A 21,081-nucleotide genomic window follows, 5' to 3' on the forward strand; every position below is an offset into this window, starting at 1 on the left:
ACCCTGTGGGATTGAACACCCGGTGGGCATGAAAACCCGTCAGGCATGAATCGACAGAAGGCATGAAATCGCAGGTGGGACGGGCCGCTCCGGCATCGGGCGGCCCGTCCCGCCGAGGAAACCCGGCAAAGGGCCTTCTCGCGACCTATCGCGTTTGCGATGATGAGTCGCGTGAACCCGTCTGAACCCGCCCGACCGAGCCCGGCCCCCGTCCCGTCCGCACCCGCCGCGCCGTCCGCGCCCGCCGCGCCCGCCGCGCCGGCACCGTCGGCGATGCGCGCTTCGGACGCCGACCGCGACCGGGTCGCCGACCGCCTCCGCGAGGCCCTCGCCGAAGGACGCATCACGCCGGAGGAGCACGCCGAGCGCATCGACGTGGTCTACGAGGCCCGGACCTACGCCGAACTCGAGCCCGTGCTCAGCGACCTGCCCGGCGAGCCGTCGCCCGTACCCGGCGCCGAAGCCCTGCCGCCGCGCGTACGGCTGGACAAGGAGCCGCGGCTACCCGCGCCCCAGCGGCACTCCACCTCGATCCTGGCCGTCTTCTCGGGGGCCGAGCGCCGGGGCCGCTGGCTGGTCGAGCCGTCCACCACCGTGTCGTGCATGTTCGGCGGGGCCGAGCTGGACTTCCGCCAGGCCGTCCTGTCGCAGCGCGAGGTCACCCTCAACGTGACCTGCGTCTTCGGCGGCGTCGACATCAAGATCCCGCCGGGCGTACGGGTGGTCAACTCGGTCTCGGCCGTGTTCGGCGGCGTCGACATACCCGAGGACGACACCACCGACCCGGACGCCCCGGTCATCCGGATCACCGGGCTGGTGCTGTTCGGCGGGGTGTCGGCGTCCAGGAAGGAGGCCGGCGCGACCCGGAGCGACCGCGAGCGCGAGCGGCACGACCACCATCGCGCGCTGCACGAGATGCACCGCGACGTCCGCGACCAGCACCGCGAGCTGCGCGACGAGCGGCGGGAGCACCTGCGCGAAATGCGCGAGTCCCGCCGACGCCACTGACCCGACGCCACTGACCCGACGCCACTGGATCGACGCCACTGGATCGCTGAGGTTCCGGTACCGCCCGGCGTCAGCCGCCGTCGGGCCGGCAGACCAGGCAGGGCGTGCAGCCCCGCGCCGCGGCGTCGGCCCGGCTGATCGTCTCCAGGTCGTCGGCCTCGTCGCCGATGTCCTCGATCAGCGAGCAGTCGGCGCGGTGGTAGCGCTTGGTCCCGCTGAGGATGCGCACCGGGGCGTCGTCGGCGGCGGGCGCTCCCTCGCCGGACGGGCTCGCGTCCGAGGCGGCGGGTTCGGCCTCCGGCGCGGAGTCGCTCGGGTCCGCAGGGGTACCCACCGGAATGTCGGTCACGGTGGCGGCCCCGGGGGCCGGCCACGCGGACGGCAGCGGGCCGCGGGACTGCGGGACCTCGGGCTCGGCGACCGGCTCGGCCTTGGCCTCGTCGGCGGCCGGGCCGCTCTCGTACGGCTCAGGCTTGTACGGGTCTGCCTTGTACGGCTCGGGCGTGCCCGCCGGTACGGGATCGGGCGCCGCCTTGGACGCCTTCCGCTTGGACAGGAACCCGGAGGGCGCGCTCTCGGACGCGCCCGGGGCACCGGAACTCGGCGTACCGGAACTCGGGGCGCCAGGACCGGGAAGGTCGGACGAGGGGGCACCGGTGACGGGGAGCTCGGTGGTCACGGCGGCCTCGGGCGTAGCGGGACGGGGCCCGCCCTTGCCCTGCTGGCCCGTTCCCGGCTCACCCTTGCCCAGCTCGCTCGCGCCCTTGCCCGGAGTGGCCAGGGCAGCGGGGGCACCCGAGGCGCCCGCCCGCTCCGCCGAGCCTGCGGGGACCGACACCGCGGCGCGCGCCGCCAGTGCGGTGTCGGGCATGCAGGCGGTGCAGGAGCTGAAGCCCTCTTCCCTGGCTTCGGCGTAGGTCAGTTCTTCCCGGTCACGGCCGGCCAGCTGCCGGCACGTGTCGAGGTGGTAGCGCTTGCGCCCGCGTACGACGAAGACCACGGCGTCTTCGGGGACATCGGCCGGCGGTGGCGGGATCTCCATCTCGCCGTCGGCGTCGCCGTCCTTGACGGCCGGGTCGGCCGGAACGGGAGGCTTGGCCCGCCCGGTCGCGGGCACGGGGGTCGCAGTCTTGCCGCCCTTGCCGCTCTTGGCCTTGTCGGCCTTGGCCTTGCGCCCGCCCTTGCGTGCGGAAGGGGCGGTCGCTCCCGTTCCGCGGAGCTCATCGCGCCGCAGGAACACCCCGACGGCCAGGCAGAGCGCGGACACCACACTGACGGCGATCGAAATGTAGATCACCACCAGCGCGTCCAGTCCAAGGACCTGCGCGCTCTCCGCGTTGCCGGCCACGATGCCGGCGACGAGCAGGGCGATCGCGACGATCACGAGAACGCCACTCAGGATGATCACAGGGTCTCTCCCCCTTCACGGGCCGCATGCCCCGGACCGTGCTAAGGCCGGAGGCCGCCGCCGAGGCTCCGATGCGCCGCCTGGATGGCCACGATGCCATCCGTGACGGGCGAACGGGAAGACACTATCGCCTGCGCTCGGCCGGTCAGCGCCTCTCGTGCGGCGGGTTGTCACCGCCGGCGTGGAACGCGCCGGTGGCCGAGTGCTGAACCTGCTGGGCGTGCTGCTGCTCGGCGGGCGGCGGGAAGGACCCGGGCCCGGTCTGACCGGAACCGCCGCCGGAGGCACCGTTGCGGTTGTCGTGCTGGATCGCGCTCTGCGGGCCGGTCTGCTGGCCGCCGGACTGCTGCGCGGAACCGCCGCCACCGGTCACGGCGGGGAAACCACCGGTCTCGGTGCTGCCGGCCTCGAGGTCGCGCAGCTGGCCCTCCAGGTAGACCTTCAGCCGGCTGCGGTACTCGCGCTCGAACGCGCGCAGGTTGTCGACCTCGCGCTCGAGCTCCTCGCGCTGCTGCACGAGCGAGCCCATGACCTGGCGGTGCCGCTCCTGGGCGTCGCGGTCGAGGGCCTCGGCGCGGGACCGGGCCTCGCTGACGATCTGGTCGGCCTGCCGGCGGGCCTTGCCGAGGATCTCCTCGGCCTCGCGGCGGGCGCGGCCCAGCGTCTCGTCGGCCTCGCGGCGGGCGTCGGCGATCGCCTGGTCGGCGGTCTGCTGCGCCAGCGCCAGCACGCGGGCCGCGGTGTCCATGTTGTCCTCACCGGACGGCGCGGGCGCCATGCCGAGGCCGCCGCCGAGGGCCGGCTCGGGCTCGGGCTGGTGCTGCTGCGGCTCGGGCTGCCGGGGGGGCTCGGGCATCTTGGCCACGTCGGGCTTGGGCTCGACGATCGGGGCCGCCATCGCCGGAACCTTGCCGCGCAGGCATTCGGCCAGCTTGGCCCGGAGCTCCTCGTTCTCCTGGATGAGTCGGTCGAGTTCCGCCTCGACCTCGTCGAGGAAGGCGTCCACCTCCTCCTCGTCGTACCCCGGCCTCAGCCTGGTGGTACTGAACTGCTTGTTCCGCACATCGGCGGGTGTCAGCGGCATGTTCGTCTCCTTGGCGCGCTTGGAGTCTGTCCCAAAGGACGGTATCCGATCAGAGCCTCTGCACGAAGATGATCATGACCCAGACCACAAGGATGAGGACAGTGAAGCTGAGGTCCAAGGCCACGTTACCCAGACGGATGGGCGGGATGAAACGCCTCAGGAGTTTCAGTGGCGGATCGGTGATGGTGTAGGTGATCTCAGCGATCACCAGCACCGGCCCCGTGGGCTTCCAAGACCGTGCGAACGACTGCAGTACCTCCAGGATCAGCCTCCCGATCAGGAACAGGAGGAAGAGGTAGAGGACGATCACCAGCACGGTTCCAACGTAGGTCACGGACACACTCTCACATGTGGCGGTCAGCTTTGGTTGAAGAACCCTCGTTCTGCCATCCGGGCCTTGTCCTCCGCCGTCACCTCGACGTTGGCGGGCGACAGCAGGAACACCTTGTTCGTAACACGCTCGATGCTCCCGTGCAGGCCGAACACGAGACCTGCCGCGAAGTCGACCAGACGCTTGGCGTCGCTGTCGACCATCTCGGTCAGGTTCATGATCACCGGGGTGCCCTCACGGAAGTGCTCCCCGATGGTCCTGGCCTCGTTGTAGGTCCTCGGGTGCAGCGTAGTGATACGAGCGAGGTCGGTGGTACCGGACTCGTAGAGCGCGACGGAGCGCCGCTCCGCCGCAGACGCGGTGTGATGATCGCGATCCCGCTCCGCGGTCTCGTCCGCTCGGGTAAGCTGACCGCCGGATTCGTCCTCGCGGAGCCGAGCGGACCGTCCCTGGGCGGGGTCGGCCTCATCGTCGTACACGTCGTACTCGTCGTAGTCGTACTTGTCGTCGTAGCGGTCGTCCTCCACAAGGCCGAGGTAGACCGCCATCTTGCGCATCGCGCTGGCCATATGCCCCTCCGTCGTCCTGTGGCCGCGGCGCCCTGCGCCGCCGTACGACCGCTACGTCTGTGCGGCCTGCCGTTCCGAGTGGCCTGCCGTTCCGGCGTGGCCCGCCGTTTCGGCAGGTACCCACTGGGGGGACATTACCTGACGATTGCCCGTCGGCCGCCGAGCAACGCCGTACCGACACGGACGTGTGTCGCGCCACACGCGATCGCGGCCTCCAGATCCCCGCTCATTCCCGCCGATACGACCCCGGCCGCCGGATGCGAGCCCCGTACCGCCGCGGCCGCCGCCGCGAGTCGCTCGAAGGCCGGGACCGGGTCGGCTCCCAGCGGCGCGACCGCCATCACACCGCCGAGCACCAGCGCCTCGGCGCCGGCGATCGCGTCGGCCAGCGCCGGCGCCTCGGCGGGCGCGACCCCGCCGCGTCCCCCGGACTCCTCCAGGGAGACCTGCACCAGGCAGCACAGCAGGCGCCCGGCCCGTACCGCGGCCGCCGACAGCGCGGTCACCAGCCGGGGCCGGTCGACGGACTGCACGACATCGGCGTAACCGGCCACCGACCGGGCCTTGTTGCTCTGCAACTGACCGACGAAATGCCAGGTCAGCGGGAGATCCGTGAGCTGCGCCGCCTTCGGCGCGCCCTCCTGGTCGCGGTTCTCGGCGACGTCGGTGATGCCGAGCCCGGCCAGCAGCCGTACGTCCGAGGCCGGGAAGGTCTTGGTCACCGCGACCAGCGTCACCCCGGCCGGGTCCCGTCCGGCGGCGGCGCAGGCGGACGCGATCCGCTTGCGGACGTCGGCGAGGTTGGCGGCCAGCTCCGCGCGCCGCTCCTCGTCGGGCATCGTCCCGCCGGGCGAATCAGCCACGGCCGGGCCGCCCGCCGGCGCCGTCGTCGCTGACCCGGCCGTCGTCACTGGCCCGGCCGTCGTCGCTGAGCCAGACATAGCCCGCGAACCGGCCGGTCAGGCGGTCGCGGCGGTAGGAGAACAGCTCGGGCGTCTCGATCGTGCACCGGGGATCGACCTGGACGGAGGTCACGCCCTCTGCCGCCAGCTGGGCGACGATCCCGGCGCGGATGTCCAGGCCGGGCGTGCCGCCGCGGGTGGTGGCGTGCGCGGCGGGCACCACGGCGGCGACCTCCGCCCGCATCGCCTCGGGGACCTCGTAGCAGGCACCGCAGGCCGCGGGGCCGATCGCCGCGGAGATCCGGGACGGTTCGGCGCCGTGCTCGATCATCCGTTTCACCAGCGCGGGCACCACGCCCGCCAGCGTGCCGGGACGTCCGGAGTGCGCGGCGCCCACCACGCGGGCCACCGGATCGGCCATCAGCACCGGGGCGCAGTCGGCGACCAGGACGGCCAGGGCGAGCCCCGGCACCGTGGTCACCATCGCGTCGACCTCAGGCACATCGGCCTGGGGAACATCGGCCTGGGGAACATCGCCCGCGGGTACGGAGGTGCTCCGGGACCGGGGGGCGGTGATGACCTCGACCTCGGCGCCGTGCACCTGGCGCATCCAGACGACGCGGTCCGGGACGAGCCCGAGCGCGGTCGCGGCGCGGTCCCGGTTGGCGCGAACGGTGGCGGGGTCGTCGCCGACCGCGCCACCGAGATTGAGGGAGTCGTACGGGGCCGCGCTGGAACCGCCGGCCCGGGTGGTGAACGCGGCGCCGACGCCGTCCGCCAGCGCGAGGGGGGCGATCATTGCGAGCGGCTCCGGCATTTCAGGCGTCCCCGGACGGCCGGCCTCGGCCGGTCCCGCCGGGCACGCGCGGATCACTTGAGGAAGTCGGGAACGTCGAGATCGTCGTCCTCGTCGAACACGACCGGGCGGCGGCGCGGGCCGGTCGCGGCCGAGCCGCTGTCGGCCTCGCCCGCGTGCACCCGGGTCGCCGACGACTCGCTCGGCCGCGGCGCGGGCGGGCGGGCCGCCTCCTGCTCGGCCTCGCGCTCCTGCGCCGAGGCGGAGCCGCCGGCCGGGCGGCCGGACGCCGGCTCGGCCGTACGCGAGGACTGCTGCTCGTCGGCGGCTCCGGCCGGGGCGGTGCCTCCGGCGGACCGGTCCTCGGCGGCGGCCTGCGCCACGGGCTGCGCGCGCTCGGGCTCGGCCGGCCGCTGCGGCGGGCCGGGCGGCGGCGGGGCGGGCTGGGCCGGCGCGGCGGCGGCCTGGGCCACCGACTGCTGCGGCTGCGGCGCGGCCTGCGCCGAGCCGAAGGCATCCGAGCGGCCGACGCGGCTCGGAATCGGGTTGGCCGGGGCCGCGGGCGGCGCGGGCCGGGGCGGCGGCGGGAGCCGCTTGGCCTCCGGTTCAGGCGTCGGCTTGACCGGCCGGCCCTCGTCAAAACCCGCCGCTATCACGGTCACCCTGACCTCGTCGCCGAGCGCGTCGTCGATGACCGCGCCGAAGATGATGTTGGCGTCCGGCGCCGCCGCGTTGGAGACCAGCTGGGCCGCCTCGTTGATCTCGAACAGCCCCAGGTCGGAGCCGCCCGAGATGGACAGCAGCACGCCGTGCGCGCCGTCGATGCTGGCCTCCAGCAGCGGGCTGGAGATCGCCATCTCGGCCGCCGCGACCGAGCGGTCGTCGCCGCGCGCCGAGCCGATCCCCATCAGCGCCGAGCCGGCCCCGGACATGACCGACTTCACGTCGGCGAAGTCCAGGTTGATCAGGCCGGGCGTGGTGATCAGGTCGGTGATGCCCTGCACACCGGACAGCAGCACCTGGTCGGCCGCCTTGAACGCGTCCAGCACGCTGACCTGGCGGTCGGAGATCGACAGCAGCCGGTCGTTGGGGATCACGATGAGGGTGTCGACCTCGTCGCGGAGCGTCTCGATGCCGGCCTCGGCCTGCATCGCCCTGCGCTTGCCCTCGAAACTGAACGGGCGGGTGACGACTCCTATGGTCAAAGCTCCGAGGGAGCGCGCGACATTGGCGACCACCGGGGCCCCGCCGGTGCCCGTGCCACCTCCTTCGCCCGCGGTGACGAAGACCATGTCGGCGCCCTTGAGGACCTCCTCGATCTCCTCCCGGTGATCCTCGGCGGCCTTGCGGCCCACGTCCGGGTTCGCTCCGGCGCCGAGTCCCCGGGTGAGCTCGCGGCCCACATCGAGTTTCACATCGGCGTCACTCATCAGCAGCGCCTGGGCGTCCGTGTTGATCGCGATGAATTCGACGCCCTTGAGACCCTCTTCGATCATCCGGTTGACGGCGTTGACGCCGCCGCCGCCGATGCCGACGACCTTGATGACCGCGAGGTAATTCTGCGGTGCTGCCACGACGAGGGGCCTTTCCGCTCGCTCTATCCAACCCGCCGGGCCGGCCTGCCGGCCGTCCCCGTCGCGGTGTTCCTGACCTGTGTCTTGGTTGGCAGGGATCCGGGCGATATTTCCACCCTGAACCCTCACCCTCAACTTGAGGCTTACAGTTATGTCAACCTGAGGACTGATACGGACAGTAGGGCGGGCTTACCGTCAGGGTCAACTAACCTCCCCCCAAGTGAACCGGCGTGTCGCGGGACGCGCCGGATGCCCTGGTTGGCGAAGTGCGTCGCCACATCAGCCTCATCACTCCCCTCCGCCCCTCATGATTCTCGCATTCGATAACCGCGGTGCCACCGTTCCAGCGTGCCGCATCGCGCGTCCGGAATCGCCGCGACACACGCACCGGATGCGAGTCACTGCCCATTACCCGGCCTCAAGTGCCGCACACGTCCCCCGTGTCTCGGTTTGATCACCGGGCGCGGGCGGTGGCGCGGCCGGGCCGGCCGTCACCGCGTGGTGACGAATTCGGGCGAGCTGACGTCGATGGTGCGGGCGTCGCGCCCCGCCGGCGACGCGCGCAGCGCGTCGATCAGCCGGACCTTCTCCGCCGACCGCCCGGCCGCCCCCCAGACCACGGTCAGCCCGTCGCGCAGCCGCAGCGTGACGGTGTCGGGCGAGGAGGCCTCCACCCCGTGCAGCCTCGTCCTGAGGCCGCCCGGCAGTTCCCCGATCACCTTGAGCGCCGCCAGCGTGGACGCGTCCGTGGGCCCGGGCGAGGCCGCCGACAGCGTGGGCAGGGCCGGTGGCCTGGACGGGCCGTCGGTGACCGTGACGCCGTACCGGTCGAGCTGGTGGTAGCGTCCGGCGCGCTCCACGGCGACGACCGGGACCCGCTCGCGGACGACGATCCGTACCGTGGCCGGCCACTGCCGCTCCACCGTGGCCGACTCGACCTCGCGGAGCCGTTCCAGCCGGGCCTCGACCGAACCGGTGCCCAGCCGGACCATGGGCAGGCCGAGCCGGATCCCGGCGGTGGCCACGATCCGGTCGCGCGGCGCCAGCTCGGTGCCGGTGACCTCGACGCTGCGCACCACGAGCAGGCGGGAACCGAGCAGCACCCACGCCACGGTGCCGAGCACACCGATCACCAGCAGCGCGACGCACACCGCCTTCCAGCGATGCGGCCGCCGCCCGGCGGCGGCACCGCCGGGCTCGGGTTCCCGCGGTCGGGGGTCGGGCCGTCCGGGCGCGGTCCCGCGCCGGGACGTCCGGGCCTCGTTCATGACCCAAGCTTGACAGTGTTCGGGTCCAGGACCCGGGAGCCCACGCCCACGCCGCCGAGATCACTCGCGCCCGTACGGTCCGCCGGCCGGTACGGTCAGCCGGCCGGGGCCGCCAGCCGGGCGAGGATCTCGGGGCCGAGGCGGGTGACGTCGCCCGCCCCGAGCGTGATGACGACATCACCGGGCTCGGCCAGCCGGACCACCGCGGCGGTCACCTCGGCATCGTCCGGGACGTACTCCCACACGGTGCCCTCGGGGACGTGCTCGGCGACCATGAGACCGGTCACACCCGGCTCGGGGTCCTCGCGCGCCCCGTACACGTCCAGCACCACGGCGACGTCGGCGAGGCCGAGCGCCGCCCCGAACTCGGCGGCGAAGAAGCGGGTCCGGCTGTAGAGGTGCGGCTGGAAGACCGCCACGATCCGGCCGCCGGGCCCGCCGGAGGCCTCGGCCTTCTGCTGGACGTAGTCGCGGGTGGCCGACAGGTCGGCCGTCAGCTCGGTGGGGTGGTGCGCGTAGCTGTCGAACACCTCGACGCCCGCCGCCTCGCCCTTGGGCTCCAGCCGGCGCATCGCCCCGCCGAACTCGGCCAGCCCGTCCCGTACGGCGCCCAGGTCGACGCCGAGCGCGCGCCCGACCGCGAGCACCGCCGCGGCGTTGAGCGCGTTGTGCCGGCCGGGAACGCCCAGCCGCACCTCCCCGACGCCCTCGACCTCGAACCGGGACCCCAGGCCGCGCGGAGCGAACCCGCTCACCCGCAGGTCGGCGCCCGCCGCCACGCCGTACGTGAGGACGGTCAGGCCGCGCTCGCGGGCCGGCGCGGCCAGCTCCATCGCCATCGGGTCGTCGGCGCCGAGCACCAGCGTCCCGCCCGGCTCGACGCGGTCGACGAACCGGGCGAAGTTCTCCTTGACCTCGTCGAAGCCGCCGTAGTTGTCGAGATGGTCGGCCTCGACGTTGGTCACCACCGCGATCCGCGGCGCGTACATCAGGAACGAGCCGTCGCTCTCGTCGGCCTCGGCGACGAAGATGTCGCTGCGGCCCTCGTCGGCGCCCAGCCCGGTCGTGACCAGCTGGCCGCCGATGCAGTACGACGGGTCGGCCCCGGCGTGCTGCAGCGCCACCGTCAGCATCGATGTCGTGGTGGTCTTGCCGTGCGTACCGGCCACCGCGACCGCCCGGCGGCCGGCCATCAGCGCGGCCAGCGCCGCCGACCTGTGCAGCACCCGAAGGCCCCGCTCGCGGGCCGCGACCAGCTCCGGGTTCGCCTCCCGGATCGCGGTGGAGACCACCACCGTGTCGGCGTCGCCGAGGTAGGCCGCGTCATGGCCGACGAACACCTTGGCGCCCAGATCGCCGAGCTGCGCCAGCAGCTCGGAGTCCCTGGCGTCGCTGCCGGACACCGCGATGCCGCGCTTCAGCATGATCCGCGCGATGCCGGACATGCCGGCCCCGCCGATCGCGATGAAGTGCACCCGGCCCAGCGCCTCGGCCGGCACGACCTCGCCCTGACTGATCAGGCCCATCGGCTGATCGCCGTCCCCTCGTTCACGCGCGCCCCGCCCCTCGGACCACCTCGTACACCATCTGCGCCAGCGCCGCGTCGGCGTCCCGGCGGCCCATCCGCCCGGCCGCCTCCGACATGTGCGCCACCCGTGCCGGATCGCCCAGCACCGGCAGCAGGTTGGCCGCGATCCACTCCGGCGTCAGCTCGGCGTCGTCGACCAGCAGGCCGCCGCCGGCCGCCACGATCGGCTCGGCGTTGAGCCGCTGCTCGCCGTTGCCGATCGGGAGCGGGACGTACGCCGCGGGCAGCGCCACCGCCGCCAGCTCGGCGCAGGTCATCGCCCCGGCCCGGCACATGGCCATGTCGGCCGCCGCGTAGGCCAGGTCCATCCTGTCGCAGTACGGGATCGTGACGTACTGCGGCCCGCCGGAGATCGGCTCGGGCTCCTCGGTGTTCTTGGGGCCGACGATGTGCAGCACCTGGATGCCGGCCTGCCGGAACGCGGGGGCCGCCGCCACCGAGGCGCGGTTGAGCGAGCGGGCGCCCTGCGAGCCGCCGAAGATCAGCAGCGTGGGCAGGTCGGGCAGCAGCCCGAAGTAGGACCGGGCCTTGTCGCCCATCGCCAGCCGGTCCAGGGTGGCGATCTCGCGGCGCAGCGGGATGCCGACGTACCGGGCACCGGGCAGCGGCGAGTCGTTGTGCGAGACCGCGACGTGCTCGGTGAACCGGGCGCCGAGCTTGTTGGCCAGCCCCGGCTTGGGGTTGGCCTCGTGCACGATGATCGGCACCTTGCGCTTGCGCGCGGCCAGGTAGCCGGGGGTCGCGACGTACCCGCCGAAGCCGACCAGGATGTCGGCCTGGGCCTGGTCGAGGACGTTCGCGGCGGCGTTGATGGCGCCGCGCAGCCGGCCGGGCACCGTCAGCAGCTGGGGGGTCAGCGTACGGGGCAGCGGCACGGGCGGGATCAGGGCGAGTTCGTAGCCCCGCTGCGGGACCAGCCGGGTCTCCAGCCCCCGCTCGGTGCCGAGGCAGGTGATGCCCACTTGGGGATCGTTGCGTCGCAGCGCGTCGGCAAGGGCCAGGGCGGGCTCGATGTGTCCGGCGGTGCCACCGCCGGCCAGGACAACCCTCATGCTCGTTGACAACTCCTCAGCATGTTCGTCGTGGCGGTGCCGCGGGCCCCAGGGTGGGTCGAGGCGGAAAGGGATCCGCCTCGCGCCGCGTGTCCGCGGTCCCAACCGTAGCCGGGCCGCCCGGCACCCCCGGTCGGGGGATTCAGCGCCGTGCCAGGCCCAGCCAGCTTAGGGCCCGCAGGACCGGTCCGGGACCCCGTGCGGCCAGTGCCTGCCGCGCGCCGGGCTCCCGCTTGGCGAACGCCAGCAGCATTCCGAGCGCGATCAGGGTCGGGATCAGCGCCGACCCCCCGTAGGAGACCAGCGGCAGCGGGATCCCCGTGATGGGGAGCACGCCGATCACCGCCCCGATGTTCACGATCGCCTGGACCACCAGCCAGGCGGTGGCGCCGGCCGCGGCCAGCCGGGTGAACGGGTCCTTGACCCGCCGGGCGATCCGCAGGCCCGCGTAGGCCAGCAGCCCGAAGAGGCCGAGCACCACGAGCGTACCGACGAGGCCGAACTCCTCCCCGACGATCGCGAAGATGAAGTCGGTCTCGGCATGGGGAAGGAAGTCCCATTTCGCCCGTCCCTCGCCCAGCCCCGTCCCGAACCAGCCGCCGGACGCCAGCGCGTACACGCCCTGGGTGCCCTGGTAGCGGATGCCCGAGGTGTCGGCGGACTGGTCGAGGAAGCCGGTGAGGCGCTGCATCCGGTACGGCTCGACCACGATGAGGATGGAGACCAGCATGCCCACCAGCCCCGCCATGCCGACGAACAGCCGGCCGGGGGCCCCGACCACCCACAGCAGCGCCAGGAAGATCGTCAGCAGCACCAGCGTGGTGCCGAGGTCGCTGCCCAGCATCACCAGCAGCACCAGCACGCCGGCGCCCGGCAGCAGCGGGACCAGCAGCGGCCGCCACTCGGTGAGCCGGCCGAGCCGTTCCTTGCGAGCCAGCAGGTCGGCGCCCCACAGGACGAGGGCCAGCTTGGCGGGCTCGGACGGCTGCAACTGGAACGGGCCCAGCGCGATCCACCGGGTGGCGCCGTTCGCCGACTGGCCCAGGCCCGGCACCAGCACCATCGCCAGCGCCACGGCCGACAGCAGCAGCAGCGGGTACGCCATGGCCCGGAACGTCTTGACCGGCAGCCGCGAGGCCAGCCACATGCCGGGCAGGCCGATCGCGACCCAGAGCGCCTGCTTCTGGAGCAGCGTGTAGGCCGAGCCGGTCGCCTGGATCTGGTCGACCGTGGACGCCGACAGCACCATGACCAGGCCCAGCGCCAGCAGCATGAACGTGCAGCCCAGGACGAGGTAGTACGAGGTCAGCGGGCGGTCGAGCAGGCCCAGCACGGCCGCGGCCTGCTCGCGCGGCCCCGAGCGCCGCGGCGACCGCTCCTCGGCCGGTAGCGCGGTGCTCACCCCGTCAGCCGGGCTCGCCGTTGCCCGTACCCGCGCCCGTGCCCGCGTCGCCAGGGTCGCGGGTGTCGCCCTCCAGGCGGCGTACCGCCGCGATGAACGCGTCGCCGCGCGCCGGGTAGTTGGCGAACATGTCGAAGGAGGCCCCGACCGGGGCGAGCAGCACGGTGTCGCCGGGGCGGGCCAGGGCGGCGGCTTGGTTCACGACGCGGTCCATCGCCCCAGTGTCGGTGTCCGGAACGTCCACGACCGGCACATCCGGCGCGTGTCGCGCGAGTGCCTGCGCGATCCGGGCCCGGTCACGGCCCATCAGCACCGCACCGCGCAGCCGGCCGGCGCAGGACCGGACGAGGTCGTCGACGTCCAGGCCCTTCAGCAGCCCGCCCGCGATCCACACGATGGGCTCGTACGCGGCGAGCGAGGCCGCGGCGGCGTGCGGCTGGGTGGCCTTGGAGTCGTTGATGTACGTGACGCCGCCGACCGCCGCGACATGCTGGATGCGGTGCGGGTCGGGGACGAACGCGCGCAGGCCGTCCCGTACGGCCTCGGGCGGGACGCCGAAGGCGCGGGCGAGCCCCGCGGCCGCGAGCGCGTTGGCGACGTTGTGCGGCGCGTACGGGCGTACGTCGGCGAGCGCGGCCAGTTCGGCGGCCTCGCGCTGGGTGTCCGCGGTGAACGCGCGGTCGACCAGCAGCTCCTCGACCACGCCCAGCTGCCCGGGCCGTGGCACGTCCAGGGTGAAACCGACGCGCCGCGCCGCGCTCCCGGCCAGCGCCGCCGCCCCGGGATCGCCGTCGTTGCACACGGCGATGGTGCCGGGGGCGAAGATCTTGGCCTTGGCGGCGGCGTACGCCTCCATGGAGCCGTGCCAGTCGAGATGGTCGGGCGCGAGGTTGAGCACGCTCGCCGCCAGCGGCGCGAGCGAGCTCGACCAGTAGAGCTGGTAGCTGGACAGTTCGACGGCGAGCACGTCGTGCTTCTCCAGGACCGCCTCGACGATGGGCGTGCCGACGTTGCCGACGGCGAGCGCGTCGTGCCCGGCGGCCTCCAGCATGCGGGCCAGCATCCGCACCACGGTCGTCTTGCCGTCGGTGCCGGTGATCGCCAGCCAGGGCGCCGCACCCTCGGGACGCAGCCGCCAGGCCAGCTCGACCTCGCCGTAGATCTCGGTCCCGGCGGCGGCCGCGGCCACGGCCAGCGGTGCGTCGGGGCGCCAGCCCGGGGAGATGACGACCAGCTCGGTGCCCTCGGGCAGCGTGTCGCCGTCGCCCAGCCGTACGGTGACGCCGCGGGCCTCCAGCTCGGCGGCGTGCGCGCGCTGCTCGTCGCCGTCACGGCCCTCGACCACGGTCACCAGGGCGCCGCGGTCGGCCAGGACGCGGGCCGCGGCCCGTCCCGACACCCCCGCGCCGGCGACGCAGACCCTGCGGCCCGCCCACTCCCCCGACGTGCCGTCCCCCGACTTCGCGATCAATTCTTGGGCATCCATTCCAGGTAGAACAGGCCGAGGCCGACCGCGGTGAACAGCGCCGACATCAGCCAGAAGCGGACGACGATGGTGGTCTCGGCCCAGCCCGACAGCTCGAAGTGGTGCTGCAGCGGCGCCATCTTGAAGACCCGTTTCCTGGTCATCTTGAACCCGCCGACCTGGATGATCACCGACAGCGTGATCATCACGATCAGGCCGCACAGGATGGCCAGCAGGAACTGGGTCCGGGTCAGGATCGCCAGGCCCACCAGCACGCCGCCCAGGGCCAGCGAGCCGGTGTCGCCCATGAAGATCTTGGCCGGCGGGGCGTTCCACCACAGGAAGCCGAACACGCCGCCGAGCACCGCCGCCGCGACCACCGCCAGGTCGAGCGGGTCGCGCACGCTGTAGCAGTTGGGCGCCAGCGCGAAGTCGTAGCAGCTGTTGCGCAGCTGCCAGTTCCCGATGATCACGTAGGCGGCCAGCACCATGCCGGCCGGGCCGGCGGCCAGGCCGTCCAGCCCGTCGGTCAGGTTGACGCCGTTGGACATCGCCGCGATCAGCAGCAGCGCCCACACCACGAACAGGTACGGGCCGATCGAGGGGCCGAAGTCGCGCAGGAACGACAGGTGCGGGGAGGCGGGGGTGATGTCGTACCCGTTGGGGAAGTTCAGCGACGCGATCGCGAAGATCACGCCGACCAGGATGATGCCGATCATCTTGGCGCTGCTGCGCAGGCCGAGGCTGCGCTGCTTGAACACCTTGATGTAGTCGTCCACGAAGCCGACCAGGCCGAGCCCGGTCATCAGGAACAGCACCAGCAGGCCCGACACGGTCGGCGCGGTCCCGGTGAACAGGTGCGCGGCGGCGTAGCCGGCCAGCGACCCGACGATGAACACCGTGCCGCCCATGGTGGGCGTGCCGCGCTTGCCGTGGTGCCCGGAGGGCCCCTCCTCGCGGATCATCTGGCCGTAGCCCAGCCGGTTGACGATCCGGATCCACACCGGGGTGCCGACCATGCCGATGATCAGCGCGACCCCGGCCGCGATGATGATGTTGGTCACGTGCGGTCCCCTTCGGCGGGGCCGCCGTGCAGCAGCCGCTCTGCGATCCGTTCCATCCCGGCGACGCGAGAGCCCTTCACCAGTACGACGTCCCGCGGCCTGAGCCGCCCGCTGAGCGCGGTCACCGCCGCGCCGACGTCATCCACCTGTACGCACTCTCCCGTCCATGACGCCACCTGGCCGGCCCCCTGGGCCATCGGCGCGGCGTTCGCGCCGACGACCACGAGGCCGGCGATGCCGCTGCGCGCGACATGCTGCCCGATCTTGGCATGTTCCGCCACAGAACCGGACCCGAGTTCGGCCATCTCGCCGAGCACCGCGAACGCGCGGCGGCCCTTGGCCATGTGCGTCAGCACGTCGACGGCGGCCCGGGTCGACTCCGGATTGGCGTTGTAGGCGTCGTTGACGATCGTGACGCCGTCGGCCCGCTCGGTGACCTCCATCCGCCACCGGCTGGCCGGCCGGGCCCGCGACAGCGCCCCCGCCACCACGTCGGCGGGCAGGCCCGCGGCGCGTCCCGCGGCGGCCGCGGCCAGCGCGTTGGCGACCGCGTGCGAGCCGTGCAGGCACAGCTCGACCGGGGCCGTTCCCTCGGGCGTGACCAGCGAGAACCTGGGCCGGCCCGCCTCGTCCAGCCACTCGTCCTCGGCCCGTACGGTGGCCTCGGCGGCGCGGCCGAACGTCACGACGCCGGCCTCGGTACGGGCCGCCATCGCGTGCACGAGCGGGTCGTCGGCGTTGAGGATCGCGGTGCCGCCGGCGGGCACGGCCTCGGCCATCTCGCCCTTGGCGGCCGCGATGCCCTCCCGGCTGCCGAACTCGCCGATGTGCGCGGAGCCCACGTTCAGCACCACGCCGACACCGGGCGGGGCGATGCCGGTGAGGTAGGAGATGTGACCGACCCCACGCGCGCCCATCTCCAGGACGAGGTACCGGGTCGACTCGTCGGCGCGCAGCACGGTCAGCGGCAGCCCGATCTCGTTGTTGAACGAGCCCGGCGGCGCGATCGTGGGCCCGGCGTGCTCCACGATCTGGGCGATGAGGTCCTTGGTGGAGGTCTTGCCGGCCGAGCCGGTGACCGCGATGACGGTGACGTCGGGCAGCCGTTCCAGAACGCCCCGGGCGAGCAGCCCGAGCGCGCGCTGCACGTCGTCGACGACGACGGTGGGCCCGTTCAGCGGCCGTTCGGCCAGCACCCCGGCGGCACCGGCCGCGAACGCGGCGGCGGCGAAGTCGTGCCCGTCGACGCGCTCACCCCGGAACGCCGCGAACAGCGCGCCGGGCCCGGCGAGCCGGGAGTCGATGACCACCGGCCCCGTCACTGTGATCGGTGGATCGCCGGGAGCGCTCGCGGCGGTGGCACCCGCCAGGGTGCCGCCCGTCAGCTTCGCGACCTCCGACAGCGGAAGTGGGATCACGCCTGCGTCCCGTCCCCTCTCACGTCCTGCCCGCCCGGACCCTGCCGGCCCTGACCTTGCCGGCCCTCCGGCCCGCCCGCGTCGTGCGCGGTGGCCGCGGCGCGGCGCCGCAGCGCCTCCCGGACGACCTCGCGGTCGTCGAAGGGGAACACCTCGCCCGCCACGTACTGACCCTGCTCGTGCCCCTTGCCGGCGACGACGATCACGTCGCCGCGGCGGGCCCGTTCGATCGCCAGCCCGATCGCGGCGGCCCGGTCGGGCTCGATCACCAGGCGGGCCCGGTGCGGCTGCGGCACCTTGAGCCCGCCCTCGACCATAGCGGCGAGGATCGCCAGCGGATCCTCGGACCGGGGATTGTCGTCGGTGAAGTAGGCCAGGTCGGCCAGCCGCGCCGCGGCCTCGCCCATCAGCGGCCGCTTGCCGCGGTCGCGGTCGCCGCCGCAGCCGAGCACGATCGACAGCCGGCCCTCGGTGACCGGGCGCAGCGCCGTGAGCACGGCCTCCACCGCGCCCGGCTTGTGCGAGTAGTCGACGAGCGTGACGAACTCCTGGCCCTCGTCCACCCGTTCCAATCGCCCCGGCACCCCGGCGGGCGCGGCCACACCGTGCACCGCCGTCTGCAGCGGGATGCCCGCCTCCACCAGCGCCACGATCGCCGACAGCGCGTTGGCCACGTTGAACGGCCCGGTCAGCTGGACGGCCGCGTCGGCCTCGATCCCGCCGGGACCGACCACCCGGAACACGCTGCCGTCGGCGCCCACCCGCACGTCCTCGGCGCGCCAGTCGGCGGCCGGGTCACCGCCCGCCGAGAACGTGGTCAGCGGTATCCCGGCGATCGCGATCAGCTCGCGGCCGTAGTGGTCGTCGAGGTTGACCACGCCGACGCGGGAGTACTCCGGCGTGAACAGCCGGGCCTTGGCCGCGAAGTAGTCGCGCATGGTCGGGTGGTAGTCCAGGTGGTCCTGGGACAGGTTGGTGAAGATCGCGACGTCGTAGTGCGCGCCGCCCACGCGGCCCTGCTCCAGCGCGTGGCTGGAGACCTCCATGGCGGCGGCGCCGACCCCGCGCTCGCGCATCATCGCGAAGATCGCGTGCAGGTCGGTGGCCTCCGGCGTGGTCAGCGAGCTGGGCAGCCGGGCGTCCTGGATCCGCATCTCCACGGTGCCGACCACGGCGGTCTCCACCCCGGCCGCGCGCAGCCCCGCCTCCAGCAGGTACACCGTCGTGGTCTTGCCGCTGGTGCCGGTCACCCCGATCAGCGTCAGATCGCGGGCGGGCTCCCCGTACACCCAGGCCGCGGCGGCGCCCAGGCAGGCCCGCGGGTCGCCGGTGACCAGCACCGGCAGCCCGGTCGCGGCGGCGCGGTCGCGGCCCGCCGGGTCGGTCAGGATCGCCGCCGCACCCGCCTTGGCGGCCTGGGCGGCGAACTGGGCGCCGTGCGCGCGGGCGCCGGGCAGCGCCGCGTACAGGTCGCCCGCCCGCACCGCGCGCGAGTCGTGCGTGATGCCGGTGACCGCGACGCCGTCCGGGTCGCCGCCACGGCTCGCGGCGCCGAGCAGCGCCACGAGCCCGGAGAGCGGACGGGCCGGGTTGGTCGTCGGGCGCATGGCGTTTCTTTCGGTACGGGTCGAGGGGGCCGGCGACGTTGCCGGCCTGGACACGGATGCTGGGCTCACGGCGAGAGAGAGTACTCGCTGCGCTCAGTCGCGGGCGCGGATCTTGACAGTCGGCGGTTCGCTCCCGGTCGGCGGGATCTTGCGGCTCTGCAGCGCGAAGCCCATCACGTCCTTGAAGACCGGAGCCGCCGCATCGCCACCATAGTGGTTCCCCTTCCTGGGCTCCTGCAGGACGACCTGGACGACCAGCTGGGGATCGTCGGCCGGCGCGAACCCGGTGAACGAGGCGGTGTAGCGGGTGCCGTCGTACTGGCCGTTGCCCGGGTTGACCATCTCGGCGGTACCGGTCTTGCCCGCCACCCGGTAGCCGGGGATCCGCGCCTTCGGGGCGGTGCCCTCCTTGGAGATGACGCCCTCCAGCATGTCCCGGATCTGCTTGGCGGTCTCGGCGCTGATCACCTGCTTGCTCTCCGGCCGCGGCGCCGCGGTGAACGCCCCGTCCTCGCCGGTGGTCCCGGCGATCAGGCTGGGCTTCACCCGTACGCCGTCGTTGGCGATGGTGGCGTACACGCTGGCCATCTGCAGCGCGTTCACCGACATGGACTGGCCGAACGCGATCGGGTAGCGGTCGGTGCCCGACCATTTGGCGGGCGGCTGCAGGTTTCCCGCGGTCTCGGCGGGCAGCCCGATCCCGGTCTTCTCGCCGAAGCCGAAGTCGCGCAGGAACTGGTAGAGCGTCTGCGGCGAGATCCGCTCACTGGCCAGGATCGTGCCGACGTTGCTGGACGTGGCCAGCACCCCGGCGAACGTGAGCCGCTCGGTCGGGTGCGGATGCGAGTCGCTGAAGGTGCGGTCGTACTTCTTGATGCTGTCGGGCACCGTGAACGGGGTGTCGGGACGTACCCCGCCCTTCTCCAGCACGGCGGCGGCGGTGACGACCTTGCCGGTGGAGCCCGGCTCGTACGCCTCCTGGACGATGGGGCTGCCCCACCGGTCGGGGTCGGAGTCGCCGTAGTCGTTGGGATCGAAGCCGGGCGCGGAGGCCATCGCCACCAGCCGGCCGTCGCGCGGGTCCATCACGATGACGCTGCCGCTGCGCGCGCCGGTCGCCTTGACCTGCTTCTCGATCGCCCGCTGCGCATGGAACTGGACATCGCGCATCAGCGTGAGCCGCAGCCCCTGGCCGGGCACCGGCGGCTGCTTCTGGTCCTCGCCCATCGGGATGTGCTGGCCGTTCAGGCCGATCTCGACCCGGTGCCAGCCGTCGCGCCCCGCGAGCCGGTCGTTCATCGAGTACTCGAGGCCGGCCGCGCCCTTGCCCTCCGCGTTCACGAACCCTACGACGCTGGCCGCCAGCGAGTCGTTCGGATACTGCCGGCGGTACTCCGGCAGCGTGCCGATGCCGGGGAACTCGAAGCCGGTCACCAGCCGCGCCTGGTCGGGGCGGACGCCGTGCGCCAGGTACTCGAACCGGGTGTCGGGCCTGCTGATGACCTTCAGCACGTACGCGGGGTCGAGCCCGAGCACCGGGGCCAGCGCGTCCACGATCTTCTGCCGCTTGTCCGGCTTGATGATGTACGGGTCGGCGAAGATCGCCTTCGCCTCCATCGTGATCGCCAGCGGGTTGCCCTGCGCGTCGGTGATGTCGCCGCGGCCCGCGGGCAGGTCGATCTTCTGCATCCGCTGCTGCATCGCCAGCCGGCTGTAGGTCCCGGACTCGATCGTCTGCAGCTGGACCAGCCGCCCGGCGAACAGCGACAGCACGAACGCCACGACCAGCAGCCCCACGTTCAGCCGCTTGACCGGATCGCGGCGGTGGAACGGGACGCGCGGGCGCGGCGGCCTGCGCCTCGGCGGCCCGCCACCGGAACCGCCCCCGCCGGGCCTGGGCCGGCGCGGGACCGGCGGCTCCTGGCGGCTGGACGTGCCGCGGCCGGAGGCGGCCTGGCCGGGACGGCGCAGCCGGGGGCCGGTCCTCGGGGTCCTGGGGATCTTCGGGGTCTTGGGGGGTGCGGTCTTCGGCGGTGCCGCCTTGCCCGCGGGGCGCTTGCCGGGGGCGGTCTTCTTGGCCTCGCCCCTCTTCGCGCTGCTCCGTGCCGGCGCCGCCTTCTTGGGCGCGCGCTCGGGAGCGGGCTTCCTGGCGCCCGGACGCTTGGTACCGGCGTCCTGCTTCCGCGCTTCCTGCTTCCGCGTGTCCTTCTTACCGGGGTCCGCCTTCTTGCCGGCTTCCGGCTTGCCGGCGCCCTTCGTACCGCTGCCGCCGCTCTTGCGCTGCGGCGGCACCATGCCGTTACGGGCCGGTCGCCGGGCACCCGAGGCACTCGAGCCGCCCGGCGACCGGGATGGGTTGCCCGTAGGGCGCCCGGACGCGCGCGCCGCGCCCGGGCCGCTCTTGTCGTCCCCGCCTTTGGAGCCACCGGCCGGGCCCCGGGACGTCCGTCCCTGGGTACCGCGCTTGCGGCCAGGCGGCGGGCCCGCCGCTCCGCGTCCCGGCCCCGCCGTCACCCGGTCCCCCGCTCCATCTCGCGCCCGGCGC

17 protein-coding genes are annotated in these 21,081 nt (G+C 73.5%); 1 reads left to right on the forward strand and 16 read right to left on the reverse strand.

The features are described from left to right. Positions 1-171 precede the first annotated feature (171 nt). Positions 172-1,008 carry a DUF1707 domain-containing protein gene (locus tag ACH34Q_RS04105; RefSeq protein WP_395981357.1) on the forward strand — a complete coding sequence of 279 codons (837 nt, stop codon included), beginning with the start codon at positions 172-174 and terminating at the stop codon, positions 1,006-1,008. Between the two features lie 70 nt (positions 1,009-1,078). Here the strand turns inward: ACH34Q_RS04105 and ACH34Q_RS04110 are convergent, their stop codons facing one another. The 16 genes from ACH34Q_RS04110 to ACH34Q_RS04185 all read right to left on the reverse strand — a co-directional run bounded on the left by ACH34Q_RS04110 (position 1,079) and on the right by ACH34Q_RS04185 (position 20,831). Next, positions 1,079-2,416 carry a hypothetical protein gene (locus tag ACH34Q_RS04110; RefSeq protein WP_395981358.1) on the reverse strand — a complete coding sequence of 446 codons (1,338 nt, stop codon included), beginning with the start codon at positions 2,414-2,416 and terminating at the stop codon, positions 1,079-1,081. 145 nt (positions 2,417-2,561) lie between these two features. Further along, positions 2,562-3,500, reverse strand: coding sequence for a DivIVA domain-containing protein (locus tag ACH34Q_RS04115; protein WP_395981359.1), 939 nt, complete (start codon positions 3,498-3,500; stop codon positions 2,562-2,564). Positions 3,501-3,549: 49 nt separating this feature from the next. Next, the gene (locus tag ACH34Q_RS04120; RefSeq protein ID WP_395981360.1) at positions 3,550-3,834 is read right to left on the reverse strand and encodes a YggT family protein; all 285 of its coding nucleotides are present in this window, start codon (positions 3,832-3,834) and stop codon (positions 3,550-3,552) included. 23 nt (positions 3,835-3,857) lie between these two features. Further along, complete coding sequence (locus ACH34Q_RS04125) at positions 3,858-4,400, reverse strand: cell division protein SepF (RefSeq protein ID WP_395981361.1); 543 nt, start codon at positions 4,398-4,400, stop codon at positions 3,858-3,860. A gap of 134 nt (positions 4,401-4,534) precedes the next feature. Next, positions 4,535-5,239, reverse strand: a complete 705-nt coding sequence (locus tag ACH34Q_RS04130) for a YggS family pyridoxal phosphate-dependent enzyme (RefSeq protein ID WP_395981628.1) — start codon at positions 5,237-5,239, stop codon at positions 4,535-4,537. Between the two features lie 16 nt (positions 5,240-5,255). Further along, on the reverse strand, positions 5,256-6,101 hold the full coding sequence (pgeF, locus tag ACH34Q_RS04135; RefSeq protein ID WP_395981362.1) for a peptidoglycan editing factor PgeF: 846 nt from the start codon (positions 6,099-6,101) through the stop codon (positions 5,256-5,258). Positions 6,102-6,172: 71 nt separating this feature from the next. Beyond that, entirely contained in the window at positions 6,173-7,672 is a 1,500-nt protein-coding gene (gene ftsZ, locus ACH34Q_RS04140) for a cell division protein FtsZ (RefSeq protein ID WP_395981363.1), read from the reverse strand. A gap of 491 nt (positions 7,673-8,163) precedes the next feature. Next, complete coding sequence (locus tag ACH34Q_RS04145; protein WP_395981364.1) at positions 8,164-8,940, reverse strand: cell division protein FtsQ/DivIB; 777 nt, start codon at positions 8,938-8,940, stop codon at positions 8,164-8,166. A gap of 95 nt (positions 8,941-9,035) precedes the next feature. Then, the gene (gene murC / locus ACH34Q_RS04150) at positions 9,036-10,466 is read right to left on the reverse strand and encodes a UDP-N-acetylmuramate--L-alanine ligase (protein WP_395981365.1); all 1,431 of its coding nucleotides are present in this window, start codon (positions 10,464-10,466) and stop codon (positions 9,036-9,038) included. Between the two features lie 22 nt (positions 10,467-10,488). Next, a complete protein-coding gene (gene murG / locus ACH34Q_RS04155; RefSeq protein ID WP_395981366.1) occupies positions 10,489-11,580 on the reverse strand; it encodes an undecaprenyldiphospho-muramoylpentapeptide beta-N-acetylglucosaminyltransferase in 1,092 nt (363 codons plus the stop codon). A 142-nt stretch (positions 11,581-11,722) separates the two neighbouring features. Further along, positions 11,723-12,982: a putative lipid II flippase FtsW gene (gene ftsW, locus ACH34Q_RS04160; protein ID WP_395981367.1), complete on the reverse strand. Its 1,260-nt coding sequence runs from the start codon at positions 12,980-12,982 to the stop codon at positions 11,723-11,725. A 4-nt stretch (positions 12,983-12,986) separates the two neighbouring features. After that, positions 12,987-14,453, reverse strand: coding sequence for a UDP-N-acetylmuramoyl-L-alanine--D-glutamate ligase (gene murD / locus ACH34Q_RS04165; RefSeq protein WP_395981368.1), 1,467 nt, complete (start codon positions 14,451-14,453; stop codon positions 12,987-12,989). Then, positions 14,450-15,511 (reverse strand): phospho-N-acetylmuramoyl-pentapeptide-transferase, encoded by a 1,062-nt coding sequence (gene mraY, locus ACH34Q_RS04170; protein ID WP_395981369.1) that lies wholly within the window; start codon positions 15,509-15,511, stop codon positions 14,450-14,452. Before mraY ends, murD begins: the two co-directional genes overlap by 4 nt. Next, positions 15,508-16,929, reverse strand: a complete 1,422-nt coding sequence (gene murF, locus ACH34Q_RS04175) for a UDP-N-acetylmuramoyl-tripeptide--D-alanyl-D-alanine ligase (RefSeq protein ID WP_395981370.1) — start codon at positions 16,927-16,929, stop codon at positions 15,508-15,510. The genes mraY and murF overlap by 4 nt, the downstream gene beginning before the upstream one ends. After that, the gene (locus ACH34Q_RS04180; protein WP_395981371.1) at positions 16,926-18,536 is read right to left on the reverse strand and encodes a UDP-N-acetylmuramoyl-L-alanyl-D-glutamate--2,6-diaminopimelate ligase; all 1,611 of its coding nucleotides are present in this window, start codon (positions 18,534-18,536) and stop codon (positions 16,926-16,928) included. The genes murF and ACH34Q_RS04180 overlap by 4 nt, the downstream gene beginning before the upstream one ends. A 93-nt stretch (positions 18,537-18,629) precedes the next feature. Further along, the gene (locus tag ACH34Q_RS04185) at positions 18,630-20,831 is read right to left on the reverse strand and encodes a penicillin-binding transpeptidase domain-containing protein (RefSeq protein ID WP_395981372.1); all 2,202 of its coding nucleotides are present in this window, start codon (positions 20,829-20,831) and stop codon (positions 18,630-18,632) included. Positions 20,832-21,081 lie beyond the last annotated feature (250 nt).

The sequence above is a fragment of the Actinomadura sp. 9N407 genome (assembly GCF_044326315.1).
Taxonomy (GTDB): domain Bacteria; phylum Actinomycetota; class Actinomycetes; order Streptosporangiales; family Streptosporangiaceae; genus Spirillospora.